The 14525-nt window shown below is 46.4% G+C and carries 10 protein-coding genes; 6 read left to right on the top strand and 4 right to left on the bottom strand.

Annotation, left to right across the window (positions count from 1 at the left end):
• The first annotated feature begins 249 nt into the window (after positions 1-249).
• The 3 genes from ACJJH9_RS14165 to ACJJH9_RS14155 all read left to right on the top strand — a co-directional run bounded on the left by ACJJH9_RS14165 (position 250) and on the right by ACJJH9_RS14155 (position 2963).
• Positions 250-1629, top strand: a complete 1380-nt coding sequence (locus ACJJH9_RS14165) for an SLC13 family permease (RefSeq protein WP_444923161.1) — start codon at positions 250-252, stop codon at positions 1627-1629.
• A gap of 149 nt (positions 1630-1778) precedes the next feature.
• The gene (locus ACJJH9_RS14160; RefSeq protein ID WP_444923160.1) at positions 1779-2054 is read left to right on the top strand and encodes a hypothetical protein; all 276 of its coding nucleotides are present in this window, start codon (positions 1779-1781) and stop codon (positions 2052-2054) included.
• A gap of 240 nt (positions 2055-2294) precedes the next feature.
• The gene (locus tag ACJJH9_RS14155; RefSeq protein WP_444923159.1) at positions 2295-2963 is read left to right on the top strand and encodes a DNA-3-methyladenine glycosylase I; all 669 of its coding nucleotides are present in this window, start codon (positions 2295-2297) and stop codon (positions 2961-2963) included.
• A gap of 93 nt (positions 2964-3056) precedes the next feature.
• Here ACJJH9_RS14155 and ACJJH9_RS14150 read toward each other — a convergent pair whose 3' ends face one another.
• Complete coding sequence (locus ACJJH9_RS14150; protein WP_444902892.1) at positions 3057-3827, bottom strand: SIMPL domain-containing protein; 771 nt, start codon at positions 3825-3827, stop codon at positions 3057-3059.
• A 729-nt stretch (positions 3828-4556) separates the two neighbouring features.
• Here ACJJH9_RS14150 and ACJJH9_RS14145 point away from each other — a divergent pair.
• The 3 genes from ACJJH9_RS14145 (at position 4557) to ACJJH9_RS14135 (ending at position 8425) form a co-directional block, all read left to right on the top strand.
• Positions 4557-5006 (top strand): hypothetical protein, encoded by a 450-nt coding sequence (locus ACJJH9_RS14145; protein WP_444923158.1) that lies wholly within the window; start codon positions 4557-4559, stop codon positions 5004-5006.
• A gap of 1127 nt (positions 5007-6133) precedes the next feature.
• Positions 6134-7351, top strand: coding sequence for a hypothetical protein (locus tag ACJJH9_RS14140; protein WP_444923157.1), 1218 nt, complete (start codon positions 6134-6136; stop codon positions 7349-7351).
• A gap of 543 nt (positions 7352-7894) precedes the next feature.
• Positions 7895-8425: a redoxin domain-containing protein gene (locus tag ACJJH9_RS14135; protein WP_444923156.1), complete on the top strand. Its 531-nt coding sequence runs from the start codon at positions 7895-7897 to the stop codon at positions 8423-8425.
• A 160-nt stretch (positions 8426-8585) separates the two neighbouring features.
• Here ACJJH9_RS14135 and ACJJH9_RS14130 read toward each other — a convergent pair whose 3' ends face one another.
• The 3 genes from ACJJH9_RS14130 to ACJJH9_RS14120 all read right to left on the bottom strand — a co-directional run bounded on the left by ACJJH9_RS14130 (position 8586) and on the right by ACJJH9_RS14120 (position 14254).
• Positions 8586-8972 (bottom strand): DUF2750 domain-containing protein, encoded by a 387-nt coding sequence (locus ACJJH9_RS14130; protein WP_252082877.1) that lies wholly within the window; start codon positions 8970-8972, stop codon positions 8586-8588.
• Positions 8973-9770: 798 nt separating this feature from the next.
• Positions 9771-11285, bottom strand: coding sequence for a hypothetical protein (locus tag ACJJH9_RS14125; protein ID WP_444923155.1), 1515 nt, complete (start codon positions 11283-11285; stop codon positions 9771-9773).
• Between the two features lie 1721 nt (positions 11286-13006).
• Entirely contained in the window at positions 13007-14254 is a 1248-nt protein-coding gene (locus ACJJH9_RS14120) for a ribonucleotide-diphosphate reductase subunit beta (protein ID WP_252082869.1), read from the bottom strand.
• Positions 14255-14525: the final 271 nt, after the last annotated feature.

Here is a 14525-nt window from a genome sequence, read left to right as displayed (position 1 = left end):
TTGCTATGACACTGGGCTTGTCTTTTGGTGACGGCGGTTGAGCCCTTCCCTCATGACTACTAGGTCTGCTTATTTAAATATGCCCCCTTCCCGGAGTATTTTCTTCAGGTCAAGGCTGCGAAAGCCGCTCGATTTCTTGTATTTTGTGCAGCTCCAGATGAGAGGGGTAGCACTGCTCACCAAATTCACCTGGGGAATAAATCAATAAGAAAGTTAACCCTTCTGGCTAGGGGGGAATTGGGAGCTGGTATGTCGATTGCGCGGCAACAATTTATCGTCTTGGGGCCGTTACTGGCTGTAGCGTTTTACATTTTTTTGACTCTACTGGGGATGCAGTATCTTCCGGCAGTAACGGCAGCGATCACCCTGCTAACAGTGACTTGGTGGGTAACAGAGGCGCTTCCTATTCCCGCCACTTCTCTGGTGCCATTTGTGCTTTTACCTCTATTTGGGGTGACGGATCATAAGACTGTTGCGGCATCCCTTGGTAGCCATGTAATTCTGCTTTTGATGGGCGCTTTTATTCTGTCGAAAGCCCTTGAAAAGAGTGGTGCCCACGAACGGTTGGCTCTGTATATGTTGCGTATCTTTGGGGTATCTAGCGGTAGGCGCTTGGTGCTCGGTTTTATGCTGGCCGCTGGTTTCCTCAGTATGTGGATTTCCAATACCGCCACAACCCTGATGATGTTACCCATTGCCCTGGCAATTCTCTCTCGTATTGATAATCAGCGCCTCACTGTTGCCCTGGTTCTGGGGATTGCCTATGGAGCAAGCCTTGGAGGCGTGGGGACGCCTCTGGGGACACCACCCAATGTCATTTTCATGGGGATATATGAAGAGGTCACCGGTCGGGAGTTTAGCTTTCTTGGCTGGATGAAGATCGGGGTACCGGTTGCCCTGGTAACTTTACCGATAATGGCCCTCTGGCTTACCCGCAATGTTCATTTGAAGAATGAAATTGAGCCGCCTCAAGTTGGTGAGTGGCGGGCTGAGGAGAAACGCACTCTGCTAGTGTTCGCCATCGCTATTTTCTTCTGGGTAACCCGCAATGCACCGTTTGGTGGCTGGAGCGATTGGCTGGGGATAGGAGCGGCGGGAGACAGTACCGTAGCTCTCGCTGCAGTGGTGGCAATGTTCCTGGTACCCAATGGCAAAGGAGGGCGCTTGCTGGACTGGCAGACAGCGGAAACCATTCCCTGGGGCATGTTGTTATTGTTTGCAGGTGGTATTGCCCTGGCCAAAGGATTTTCAACATCTGGCTTGAGCGACATGCTCGGTAATGGATTGTCCTTTCTTACTGCCATGCCACTATGGCTGATGTTGGTGATTCTATGTTTGGGAGTTACCTTTCTTACAGAGATCACCAGTAATACAGCCACTGCGACTCTACTCATGCCCATTCTCGCTGTCGCGGCGACCTCTGCGGGCTTTGAACCTATGGTATTGATGATCCCCGCTGCCATGAGCGCGAGCTGTGCCTTCATGTTGCCTGTTGCCACGGCTCCGAATGCCATTGCTTACGGGACTGGTAAAGTGCGGATACAGGATATGGTTCGCGAGGGGGCGGTACTCAGTGTGACCGCATCGTTGATTATTGCGGGGATGAGTTGGTTGATTTTACCGGGTTGAGTTCACAGGTTTCTCTAGGGCTGGTATCCATTACTTTAGAGTGGGCGGTAAGTGTTTTAAACTCCGCCCCTTTGAGCCTAATAAGGTTATGTACCGGTTACAGAGTGTGAATGGCGTAATCGGAAAAACATGCGGTACAGGAGGTAGATGTGAAGAAAGCTGAGTATAAAATTGCCGTCGGGAAGTCTGGCTTTTCCAGTTTGGAAGAGGAAGTTACCCAGCTGCTGAATGAGGGCTGGAAGCCGATTGGTGGCTTGGCGTTTAATGCGGGTTACCCCTACCAAGCGATGGCGCGAGTGGTGAATGTTGCCAAGCCTTCTGGCCATTCACAGAGCCAGGCCCAAGCGTCATCTGAAGCTGAAACTACCAGAAGGCAATCCTATGGTGCTCAGGATGCGATGCGTATGATTGATGAGCTCACCTGAGATTATTGATTCGTAGATTGTTATGCGCTGATGTATGGAGGCAACTTTACATCCCTGCGGTGATCAAGCCAATTGTAAGGGCTCCCTTACTGATTAACGACCTTCTAAAGAAGGTGGGAGAAGAGGCTATGATAGGCTCACTCCGATAGCCTGGACACACTGTGGTCCTGTCAAATGTGCTCACCGCTAACTTCATCACTCGTACGACATGCTTTAGCTATTAAAGGATATTAAGCATAAATGCGAAATTTTCTCGATATTGAAGCCCCCGTCATTGACCGTTTCGGCGGAAAGAAAGACCTTACGGCCAGACTCACAAAGCCCAAACCCGCTAAAGAAATCTCAGCAATACCCAACAGCCAATGGTTGTCTGCGGCTTCTCGGGCTGTATTTCAGGCGGGGTTTAGTTGGAAAGTCGTGGAGAAAAAATGGCCGGGGATAGAGCATATTTTTTATGGCTTTGATTTGTCCTTTTGCCGATATCTCTCTGAGGAAGCGCTGGATGACTTAATGCGCCAGGAGGGCATGATTAAGCATTGGACCAAAACCCGCTCAATCTCTCGGAATGCAGACTTCTTCTGGCATTTATCCAATGAGAATGGGAGTCTGGGGAAGTATTTTGCTAGCTGGAATACGAAAAACTATGTAGAGAATCTCCAGAGTTTACGCAAAGGTGGAGACCGACTGGGAGGCAAAACCGCCCAGGTTTTTTTGCGTCGTATGGGGGTGGATACACTGGTCTTTGCCAGCGATACTATTCGTGCTCTAGTGAGAGAGAGGGTAGTAGATAAATCTCCCTCTTCAAAAAAAGACTGGGCCGCACTACAAGCGGCTATTGAAACTTGGCAGGCGCAGTCGAACCGCAGCTTAAATGAGATCAGCCAGATATTATCATTATCTGTTGGGTAGTTCGTTAAGCTTGGTAGATGGAGCCCACTGCTTAAGCAGTTTAAAGAGTGGGCTCAGATCATCAGAATTGTAATAACACTAGAACTGGTTTAACTATGGCTGAGGACGAACACGAAAGTCTACAGAGAGCTCCGCCTCATAAATAACCTCATCAAATGATTTATCCTGGCCAGAATCAATAAAATTGCTCTCAAAGTTACTGCTGGAGTCACGGAAAGCGGTAACAACAACCTCTTCTATAGCCATGGCGCCTTCAGTGGCTCGGTAGTGTATGTTATCACCGCGAATGCCTATCGGTGTCAGCTGGACACCAAGCGCCTTTTCATAATCTGCTTTCTGTTCCAGAATATCTTGCAGAGCCTTGGATTTAACTTTTTTGTTAAACAAATGCTTTTCTGAATGCTCAAATGTGGTGTTTGCTATTTCAACTTCTCTATTTTGATCTGTGAGCTGCGCAATACTGTGGAGTTGGCTTTCCTCGTTGATTGAAATAGTTACGCGGTTAACAACCTTATAGCTCTTGGGCTTCTTGCCCATCCAGCCATATTGGGGTGAGGAGGAAAATTTTGAGCTTTTAATATTTGCTCCCTTGATTCCAGCCTCTGTCAGGCTCTGATGCAATTTGGAACGGAGCCTGTGATTGGCGTCAATTGCATTTGATAGTAGCTCTTCTTCCGTTGTGACAATCAAACTGACAATGGCCTTATCGGAGTAGGCGGTTTCTTCCGCGCTGCCACGGATGGTAACAATACTCTCCGCCGGGTGGAGGAGTCCACGTAGGTCCTGGGGTGTACCTCTAATTTCTGGAGCTGCCAGGCAAGCACTAGATAAGAGCAAGCTGATAATTAGTAGTGGTAGTTTCATTTCACTATATCCTTGTTAGGTTTTTACAGGTGTACTACTTATGCGGTGGAATATCGATTTATTTCATAGGCGTATATTGTTGCCAGGCCCTAATAGCTTGAAGAATGATAATTTTTGTTAAAAGCTGTATAACCTAGCAGCTTTCTATCTCAATCAAAGTATATAGCTTGCTTACTGAACATTAATAAGAAATACCTTGATTATTTGTTTGTCTACACTTTTATTGAATTGTATCTATGATCTTTTAATAAGTTCTCTTTTGGTGACTGCTCGCATCAATGTTCAATACTTTGCATAGTATTTTTGTTCTCATGTTGCTTTATCAAGACCTTTTGTCTTTTGCAGTTTGATCTATGTCACGGTTTTTGCGGTGGATGCATCACGGAAAATCGATTGCATAGCTAATAAGGTCGCGTTGGCTTACGTGTATCTCAAACCAAATAATGACTATATTTGTAACGACTTACGGGGTGAAGAAAAATCATGGGAATTCTTTTTGACAAAAAAATATTGGCCCTGGCTCTTACTACTCTGCGGGCTTAACAATCATTAATAGAAATGATTGGTCTTTGAAAGTGAGTGGCTCAGATAACCGTGGCTGGGGCAATGGTCACGTGGTCATTTGGGTACAATTGCGATAAAAATGGAGCGGAGTGATTCATTCGAAGGCTATTTTAATCATTTTGTACTTCTACTTCAGCGATGGTATCCAATGGAGGAGGCCACACGGTGGTACCTCTAGATGCGGTGACCAACCTATCAATTATTGTTTCTCCTAAATACATAGAATATTCAGATATGGAGCGCTACCTTCGTGATGAGGTTGGTGCTGATCTTAATGATGTAGATGCTTTTGATGAGGGATATAGTTCAAATTGGGAGGTTAATTGTTTTCTCTCTTATATGGCCCATAAGAGTGAATATGATAATGATGATTGTCCCATTATAGAGCGCCAGGCTCTTTATTCCGGTAACGGACTGGATTCCTCTTTTTTAACTCGTATGGGAATTGCCAAGGTTAATGGTAGTGGCAGCATTGATGGTGAGGGCTTTAAATGGTTGGTTGAGGATAATAATTGCCAAATTAGTGATCCTCAGTTGATTGGCTTAAGAAATGGTCGTTATTTACTAGGTTATGCTAAATTTCAATGTATTTCGGATAATCTGAAATTTGATTGAATTAATAGCCCTAACTCACTGCGATTATTGGTCCCAAAAGCGTATTATGTTATGGAGATCGATTCGGATTTGAATATTCTTGTGGGCTCAGTTCAACTTCCCAACCATGGTTGGGGGGCTAGATGAACCGATGTATTTAGGTGATGGCAAGGTAGCTTGGAGCTACATTAAGAACCCGAAAATTGAAAATTATGGTGGTGGCCAGCAGAATATGTGGCAGGCGATAATTTATCACTCCAAGAGTACCAATTAAGCCCCTCCGTCAAAAAGGGTAGTAAGTTTGGGCCCAGTATTGTTGCTAGGCCATTTTCTATAAATGGTGGAGTAAGTTTCATGTTTCTGCTTGAGTTCTGCAAATTTAATTTTTTGTTTAATCGGAAACCAAGTTGCAAGGTATATTTTTTAAATAGGACTGGCCTTCCTTTGCCAAAGCGGTGCCTGCTGAATATCTACTGTATTAGCCCGTGAAGCTCCAATCCTTTCCATTCTGGAGCTGTAGGTATCATTAAGTTAAAGCGGTAGGCGTATAGTATCTCCTGGAACAAAATAGACTCCAGCTATGGAATCGAATACTTCGATTTTGCACAGATGTCAGCGATGTAATTCATCTCATATTTTGGGTTTATATCCATATAGAGCGTTTGCCTAACACCCCATACCTTTACCCCGTCTTTAATATCTTTCTCAGGGGAATGCATAGTTGCCCTAATTTCTATAGCGTTTTTTTGAGAAGTCTAAGGATGTAAATGACTTGATGATACCTCGTAATCTTTACTAAATGGGCCTGGTGGAGGGTGAGCCTCAATAGGCTTGGGCAGACTTTCTTTCTTGAGAGAGGGGGGGGAATAGAGGGGAATAGTAACTTCAATATTCCTTACATTGGGTTTATGGATCAGTACCGATCAAGGCGATTTTGATTTGAGTTAATTCGATTAGCAGCTGGCAGTCAAACTTGTGACTGATTGGTCTGCAAGCCTGTCGCCCCCGGTTCTCGTTTGGCGCCCTAAGTCCTATATCCGTTGAGCATCCCCGGATAACTTTCCCTGTCCAAAAATGACTCCGGCCAATAAAAATAATTTTTTGGGAAGTGTGATCTAGAGCCGGGAAATAAATATAAGGAAACAACAATGACTCTTTGTAAACGACTAGGTGCGAGTCTCTCACTTGCACTGGCTGGCCTATTTGCTTCCGTATCTGCTGCGGCAGATAACTGCTATATCCTGGTTCACGGACATGGTACCGAAGGGCATATAAAACAGCGCACCAACTCCCAGGGTAAGTTAGAGCAACCAGCCCTAGATTATTGGAGTGAAGCTTTCTTTGATAAATATAACGGCAGTAATTTTATTGAGCAGCTGCGAATCAATGGCGGCAACTATGGAGTTGTAGGTTATAACTCCACCGATGAAGGTGAAATGCCTTACTGGCATGATGGCACAGCTGGCGAAATTGCCAGACAGATTATCGATATTCGCAGCGGTAAGGGAGATGGCTATCAACATGAGAATCAATGTAAAGCCGATGATACTTTTTGGGTGATTGCCCATAGTCAGGGCGCTGCACAAATGATGTACTTATCTGGTAACGCAGTGCCTGGGTCTCCTTATTACAATCGTGCTTATAATCAGTTTGATAGTAATACTATTACTGAGAGCAATAAGGTTTGTACTGGTCGCTGGTTTTGGAAGAGATGTAAAACGGAAACCAAAACCAGAAATGTTGCCGGTTTAGATGACCGCTTTGCTGTAGAGGTCGACTTCGACAAAGCTATGAATGGTATTGCTGCGATCTTTACCACTGGGGGAGCTATTACAGGCACCGAGTTCGTCGATCGCCTGTGTAATGGTAGCTGGATCGAAAGCGTGGTTAACGACCTATTTATCGGTCGTGAATGCTCAGCGGTACGTTATCTGCAAACTAATGATGTGTACTCCGTGCGCAACTATGTGGGCACTAACTTGGCATCGCCCGTATATACCATTGGTGGTTATGCTGGTTTCCCTGGTGTTGCAACCGCAAGTTCTATATTGCTTGCTGGTGAGGACGATGGTTATATTAATCTCGCATCCCAGATGAACTGCTCCGGTTCTGCCAAGCGTAATCTCTATTCAGACCTGAAGGAATACAAAACCTTCCTGGGTATTGCCTATGGCAGCGCTATCTTCTCCTGTGACAACGATCACAAGGGCACAGCGCGTTCATATAACCTGGCAAGCCTCTATACTGACCACGATGCACAGCGTAATGGTGGCATTATGTCCCCAGATTATACCGGCATTCCTAGTGGTCTGAACTGCGGTATTGGTAAGAACAGCGCTGGTCGTATTGCTGCCTGTACTCAGTAATTTTTAGATTTACTTTTGTGCCTTTTTTGGCACATTAGGGGGCTTAATCGCTTCCTGCTTCCTCACAGGATAAAGCCCGCTTATTTATAGCGGGCTTTTTTTAGGGAAAGTTCAAGGTGGGTGGTATCAACCGCTGTTACTTATCAGTGCCATTCGGTCATCTTTTCCTTGGAAATGGTGCGTATTCCAAAACGTTAACTATCTATATTGTTTATTGTATGGGGCTTACCGGAATAGTTCGAAGAACTCATTCCTGGGAAATATATATCTGGCAGTGTCAGTCAGTAATCTCTCCAGATAGTCTCGCTCAGTGCAAATATATCCTTTAAAGAGTATCAAATAGAATAAAACTGATAAGAGTTACTTCATATACTCACCTGTATTTAATATTTGATTTTCTTGTCCGATTAGTCATAACTATAGCTTCTATCATTGGAGAGTGGGCGATGTAGTCCTCCTTACATTTGGCTTCTCAAGTCAGCCGTGTTCTAAAGGGCTAGTCTTGATAGAGTGTCTTTGGCAGTAGTCTTATGGAGCGGCTTTATGGGCAATCTTAAGTTGGCAGCGGGTGCTGAAATCCCTGCTATTGAAGTGGCCAAGCTGGGTGGTGGGAAAATTCAGCTGGGTAAAATGGAAGGGAGCTTCCCCTGGCAAATGGTAGTGGTTTATCGAGGTAAGCACTGTCCGCTCTGTACCAAGTATTTACGGGAATTGAATGTGCTGCTGCCGAGATATCATGAAGAGGGCGTTTATGTGACAGCTGTGTCAGCGGATAGCGCCGAGAAAGCGTCTGAACAAATGAAGGAGGTCAAACCAGATTTTCCGATAGGTTACAATTTGTCCATCCCTCAGATGCAGCAACTTGGAGTCTATATCTCCAATCCCAGGTCTCCACAGGAAACTGATAAGCCTTTTGCCGAACCCGGGATTTTTGTGATTAATGAGGCTGGTAAGCTGCAAATCGTTGATATTTCTAATGCACCCTTCGCCAGACCAGACTTGCAGACTTTGTTGATGGGGATCGAGTTTATTCGAAATCCGGAGAATAACTATCCAATTCGGGGAACCTACTAAAGCCCCTAAGCTGGGGCCGAGTTTCCTAGAAAAACGCAATAAAAACCCCATTGGGATGTGAGACTTTTATTGCGAGTTAACGGTTAACTTTGTAGCTATTTATCAATTCTTTTTAGAGTGTCAGAGGTTTGCCATAGAACCCAGTTTGAGGCCAGTGACATTAGAAATTATTCAACTCTTCACGTAGGTCGTGTTCCAGCTCCTCAGTGCCAGTAATCCATACGCTTTTATCTGGTGCGGGGAATACACCAACTTCAATATTATCTTTTCTCAAGCCGGGGAGCCATTTCTTCAGAAACTGTGGGAGGGGAATACTTTTAGGCGTGAGTTCGGTTTCATCTTTAGCATAAGCGCTAGCAAATTCTGACGTAGGCCATACGGGTAAATACTCAAAACCTCCGTCCTCATCGGTATGTATTTTGAGGAAGCAGTTTTGGTTGTCGACTAATATCCAAATTTCCCGCTCTTCACCGATTGCACTCAGGAAATATTCGTATCGGTCTTCACAACTCTGGTTAATTACTTCATTTAGATTGGGAGTACTCATATATAAATTCGCAATGGCTGATTGTTAGCAGGCTGATATTTACAGGCCTGCTCGAATAAGTGTGTAACAGTAACACAGTCAATGCGAGGCATTATGCGCGAATACAAGATACTGTCCAGATGGTTTGCCCGGTAGTAGAGAGGAGGCGGAGGGATTCTGTGGAATATAAGTCTATGACTGGTTTGGAGAGTAAATCGAAGTACTCTCAATAAAAATCGGCTTGAAGGCTTATTCCAACAACTCTCTCTATGAGCGACAACTTTTCTTTTTGTGGTAATTCATTGGCCCGAAACCTGTTGCGAACTCTACCATATAATACAGTATAAAACCTCAATAAAATCAACTATTTACAGATTGGCTTTTATAGCAGATAACGCTCAGATTTACCCTATCAAACGACGTTTATATTAGATAGGTACTTTATCTGGTGGCTTAGCCTGTTTTTGGCCTAGAGTCTCTAGTTGCTATTAGAGAAGCTTTGTCAATATTGGAGCTTGTTTATGCAAACTTGGGGCAGTTTATCATTGTGCAATTTAAGTCATGAGTCGATAAAGCTTCAGTTTCCACTGTTACTGCTCTTGTCACAAAGCTGTGATCAAGAAAGGTATCGAAAAGGGCTTTTGCCCGTGACTCTGAAATTCGGGGCAGCCATCAGAGCATCGAGACCAGTGCCGAGTATTTCTTCGGCAAAGATCACGCCTACCGGCGATCGTTTGGCCATGTTCTGCAGCTACTCCTGGTTTCTTTAAAGATATGGCGGACCAGTTTCGCTTGTGGGAGTTCGGCAAAGTTGAATTACTATCGAGGAACTGCAGTTCCTTTAAGCCGCTCAAACTCTTTTTTCGACATATACTTCGCAGTAGGGTAGTAGGGTCCCATGACCAAGCTGTCCATAGGCGCGGGATTTTCCTCAGTAGGCACCGGAATGTTGAGGGGTGAGTTTGGCCAGTCGTAGTTGCTCAGTGACGCTTGGTAGCGTATGTAGACGCAGTTGACCCAGCTGCGCGCGCCTATATAGTGCCCCTCGCCGGCTCCGAACTCTATCCATTTGACGCCGTGCTCACGGTCTGCATTTTTGGGCCGATCGATCGCCCGGCTCATGACGATAGTGAACTTACGATCCTCAACCAGTGGTATCTCTTCATCGAAGATTGACGACCAGCCCAGACCCGACGGCGCCGTGCCCCCAGTGGTAAGAGACCAGTAGCGTACCTGGGTTTGCTCTTCGGGCCAGCTCACCTGACCATGCTTGGTTTTAGGAAAAGTTGGCATCTTACCTTCGATCACCACGACCTCGCCAAAAGCTAGCGAGAACAGGCCAACCATGTATACAGTGTCGGGGTTGTTCAGCCATGCCCCTTCATTGCTTGCAGGGCAACGGATAACCCGCTTGATAGGATCGGGGATGAAGGCGCCTTTGACACTGTAATCCATATTCCAGAATCGCTGGAACATGGGTGCGGGCATGGCAGGCGCATTGACCCGGTCCCAGGAGTCCTCGATCAATTGAAGCCATTCTTTAGTCGGGAATTCCTGCTTCTGCCCCTCCTTAGAAGCCAATAATGCCCGGCACATCCTCTCGCCTGTTAGCACTACATCGTTGCTGTTATACAAACCCTCTTCGCCCTGGATCGGGGTCTCCGGAAGGTGCAGCGTGACTGTTGGTAGGCCCAGCTCAACAGGCAATCCACCCTCCTCAAGAGGCGGCATGCGCACGTTGCCTGTGCCATCATAGCCTTTGTCGGGCATATAGTTACGAAACGCGAGGTGGATGCCGGCTCGCTCAGAGTTGGTACCGGTATAAAGTGTATTGGGGCGAGGCTTGCGAGGAGCCTGCCCCGAGCGGATATATACGGTGTAGCGTCGGCGTTCTGTCGGTACATCGCGTCTATTGGGCGACATAAAAGGGTTGATTGAGCCCTCATCGGGCACGATTTGGTCGTCACGCAGGTAACTACCGTTCCCCTGTACTCCGCCCGGCAAATTGTTTGCGATGGTGAGTGAGAAATAACGCAGGTGACCGTAATGTCCCCGCAGCTTCAGGTAAGCGCCTTTTGGCAATTTGAACTGACCGACGAAATAAGTGGAATTTTGATCCGGGTAGGCATTCGCGACTTGAATATCCTGATGCCCACGCAATAGACCGTAATCGAGCCCCTTCGGCCCTCCCCAGAAGCAGCTTAAGCGCTGGTATCGCCAATTAGTGACCTCGACAACAGTCATGGGTACCGGCGTGAGTGCAGTCGTGTCGCCAGGCAAGGTAGTTGGCTCAACCTCTTCCGTGCGTTCGGGTGTCACTTCATTGTTCTTCATGGGGAGTCTCCAAGTGATGCTGCGCCTCAGCCAGTAGCCTAGGGCTCCTGGGCAGAGCGTTTGTGTGTGAATTTTATTCGTGTCATTTTGTTATCAGGGGGGACATCAAGTGAATTGGGCTCACTTACAGAGTGAGAACCTATAGCATAGAAATTTAGATTTATGCTTGCTTTACGCGACATTTTTCATGCGATGACATGGCAGGCTTGAGCGCACCTTTTCATCGCCATTTTATTTGCAAGAAACTATGAGCTTTTGTCGAAAGCTAGCCCTCCTCTACGAGTACGCCGGGTTCCAGCCAGATAGAGTCGTACAAGTCATTGTTACTCCCTCAGTTCAACTAGCTTTATGAAGAGCGCTCCCTGAGGTTTAACTGCCAAAACGAAAGCGGATTTAGCCGATTTCGTACTCAGCGACATTGTTCTTTTCTCTAAGGCTGTTAAATCACGAGATAAATTACATATTTAGTAAATAAATACAGCTCTTCCATAGCTGTTTTATCAGTCCGAGCTATGGGTAAAGGATGTTTAGTGGGGCAGCTATGCTGGATAGCTCCCTTGAAATTGCAAAATGCCTTATCCCTTTGATAGGCATTGATTATGTTTAGGAATATTTACCAAGGCCATTTATTGCAGAAGATGATGATATTAAAAGTCGTCGTCTAACTAGGAGTGTTTTCAGCAAGTGCCAGTCCCGAAAAATTAGATGCAAGGTCATTTCGCAGAGTGTTTTTCCGTTGCTGAATCATTAAGGTTAAAGTTTTTTAAGTAGCGAGTACGCGTTGTTAACTTAAGCGATCTTGGCTTTCTACTTCGGTTACCTTTTAGCTGTAAAGTGCGTTATGGGCTGGAAAATAATCTAAGGTAAAATATTTTCTGTTTTGGCTAGAAGCCTGTCCTGTTGGATTTGACTAAGCTTGGCAAGGTATTTGGCTTCTTAAAAGTAATTATATGCAGTTTTGGAAGTGTTCTTGCTAAATTATTTGTTTTTCTCAATAGGGTTGGAATTATTTGGAAATTCTTTAGGTCTTCTACATAACACTCATTTCAATACATATCTTCCTGTGGTTCACTATTTTTATAGTAACTCCATTTCAACAGTCTATTAGAGAAGGTTCCGAAATAGCAAAAACTCGCTATTAGTATGGATAAACCTTTTTTATACTACGTTTCGCTTAACTCGACAAATAAGAAGTGTTTTCAAAGTTGCCAGATGGTGTGATTTTAGTCACTTAATACTGAGACTTACTCATCTCTTCCCCTGCGGTGTGCGGCTGTTTTGATATTAGATAATCCGGGTTTTAAAGAAGTTTTTCTCTTCGCTTAGCTCCTTGATTTCAGAAAACTACTGGAACGGGTTTAGCACGCTAGGGAATTATTCTTTGGGGCCCTATTGGCTGGGTGACGGTTAGCGATTCGCAGTAAGAAGCTACTTGATTAAAGCGGGAGAGGGCCACGCTCTGCTAAAAAGTTAATGAATTACTCATTAAGGGGGCCAAGCACTCTCCACTAAAAATAGACTCCGAGGGGGCAGGGTGTAATGCAATGAGTGTTGAGTTTGGTGGGGGCCTGTGGAAAGGCAGGGGAAGCCTTTTTACGCTTCGGTTTTAAACTATTCAGAATCGGATAAAAAAAACGGGCATTAAGCCCGTTTTCAATACTTCTCTTCCTGTGAGCGACTACTTTTTCCTTTTGTAGTAATTCACTGGCCGGAAGCCTCTCTTACCACTGCAGCGCGCCGCCGGTCTGATATTCGATAACGCGGGTTTCAAAGAAGTTTTTCTCTTTGCGCAGGTCCATAATCTCAGACATCCACGGGAATGGGTTCTGTGCGCCTGGGAACTGCTCTTTCAGGCCCAGCTGGCTGAGGCGGCGGTTGGCGATGAATTGGAGGTATTCCTCCATCATATTCGCGTTCATGCCGAGTACGCCGCGGGGCATGGTGTCGCGGGCGTAGGCCACTTCGAGTTCCATACCTTCGAGAATCATCTGGGTTACTTCCTGCTGGAATTCCGCCGTCCACAGGTGTGGGTTTTCCAGCTTGATCTGGTTGATCACGTCGATGCCGAAGTTCAGGTGCATAGACTCGTCGCGCAGGATGTACTGGAACTGTTCGGCAACACCAGTCATTTTATTGCGGCGGCCCATGGACAGAATCTGGCTGAAACCACAGTAGAAGAAGATACCTTCGGTGACGGCATAGAAGGCGATCAGGTTGCGCAGCAATTCCTGGTCGGATTCAACGGTGCCGGTTTTGAAGTTGGGGTCGCCGATGGCCTGGGTGTGGGACAGGCTCCAGGCTGCTTTTTTGGCAACGGCGGGCACTTCGCGGTACATATTGAAGACTTCGCCTTCATCCATGCCCAGGGATTCTACACAGTACTGGTAGGCGTGGGTGTGGATAGCTTCTTCGAAAGACTGGCGCAGCAGGTACTGGCGGCACTCCGGGTTGGTGATATGACGGTAGATCGCCAGCACCAGGTTGTTGGCAACCAGGGAGTCTGCAGTGGAGAAATAACCCAGGGAGTATTCTACGATGCGACGCTCGTCCTCGGTCAGACCGTTGGGGTCTTTCCACATGGACACGTCTTTGTTCATATTAATTTCCTGGGGCATCCAGTGGTTGGCGCAGCCATCCAGGTATTTTTGCCAGGCCCAGTCGTATTTAAAGGGGACCAGCTGGTTGAGGTCCGCACGGCAGTTGATAATACGCTTTTCATCCACCTGGATGCGGGCTGCACCCATTTCCAGTTCTTCCAGGCCGGGCGCCGGGTCCAGGCTGGCAACGGCTGCACGTGCAGCCTCAACAGCGGCGGAGCCATTTTTTGTGGTGGAGCTCGCTGGAGTTTCCGCAGAGTAAGAAGCGCTGGGCTCTTGTACGGATTTCGCCTGGGGCTCCGCTGCGGTCTGCGCCTTAACGGCTTTTTCGGGTTGTTGGGGCTTTGTCTCGAAATCGTCCCAGCTCAGCATAGTCGGCCCTTTTAATCGGTCTCGTTATCGGAAATTCGATATTAATTTCTGTGTTCTTCCTGGCGCTACATTCGCAGAGCGAGGCCAGGGGTGCTATTCCGGAATTTTCCGGCAGTGGTCAATCGCTGCAGGTATTTTTACCCCAGCGGGGCACAAAGTTTCTGTGCCAGATCAATTATCACTTTGCTTTTAGCCAAAATTTATTTTTGGGTTTTCACCGCACGGCTGTGAGGTTTGTGGCAAAGTTTTTTTCGTAGTTTTCATGCGCCGC

The sequence above is a fragment of the Microbulbifer mixtoriginis (SeqCode) genome, assembly GCF_052466715.1.
The sequence above is the reverse complement of the archived record's forward strand: the minus strand, read 5'-3'. Positions and strand labels throughout refer to the sequence as shown.

Coding starts and splice junctions, on each gene's coding strand:
- ACJJH9_RS14155 (WP_444923159.1), top strand. CDS start 2,295: ATGCGAAATTTTCTCGATATTGAAGCCCCCGTCATTGACCGTTTCGGC.
- ACJJH9_RS14140 (WP_444923157.1), top strand. CDS start 6,134: ATGACTCTTTGTAAACGACTAGGTGCGAGTCTCTCACTTGCACTGGCT.
- ACJJH9_RS14130 (WP_252082877.1), bottom strand. CDS start 8,972: ATGAGTACTCCCAATCTAAATGAAGTAATTAACCAGAGTTGTGAAGAC.
- ACJJH9_RS14125 (WP_444923155.1), bottom strand. CDS start 11,285: ATGAAGAACAATGAAGTGACACCCGAACGCACGGAAGAGGTTGAGCCA.
- ACJJH9_RS14120 (WP_252082869.1), bottom strand. CDS start 14,254: ATGCTGAGCTGGGACGATTTCGAGACAAAGCCCCAACAACCCGAAAAA.
- ACJJH9_RS14165 (WP_444923161.1), top strand. CDS start 250: ATGTCGATTGCGCGGCAACAATTTATCGTCTTGGGGCCGTTACTGGCT.
- ACJJH9_RS14150 (WP_444902892.1), bottom strand. CDS start 3,827: ATGAAACTACCACTACTAATTATCAGCTTGCTCTTATCTAGTGCTTGC.
- ACJJH9_RS14135 (WP_444923156.1), top strand. CDS start 7,895: ATGGGCAATCTTAAGTTGGCAGCGGGTGCTGAAATCCCTGCTATTGAA.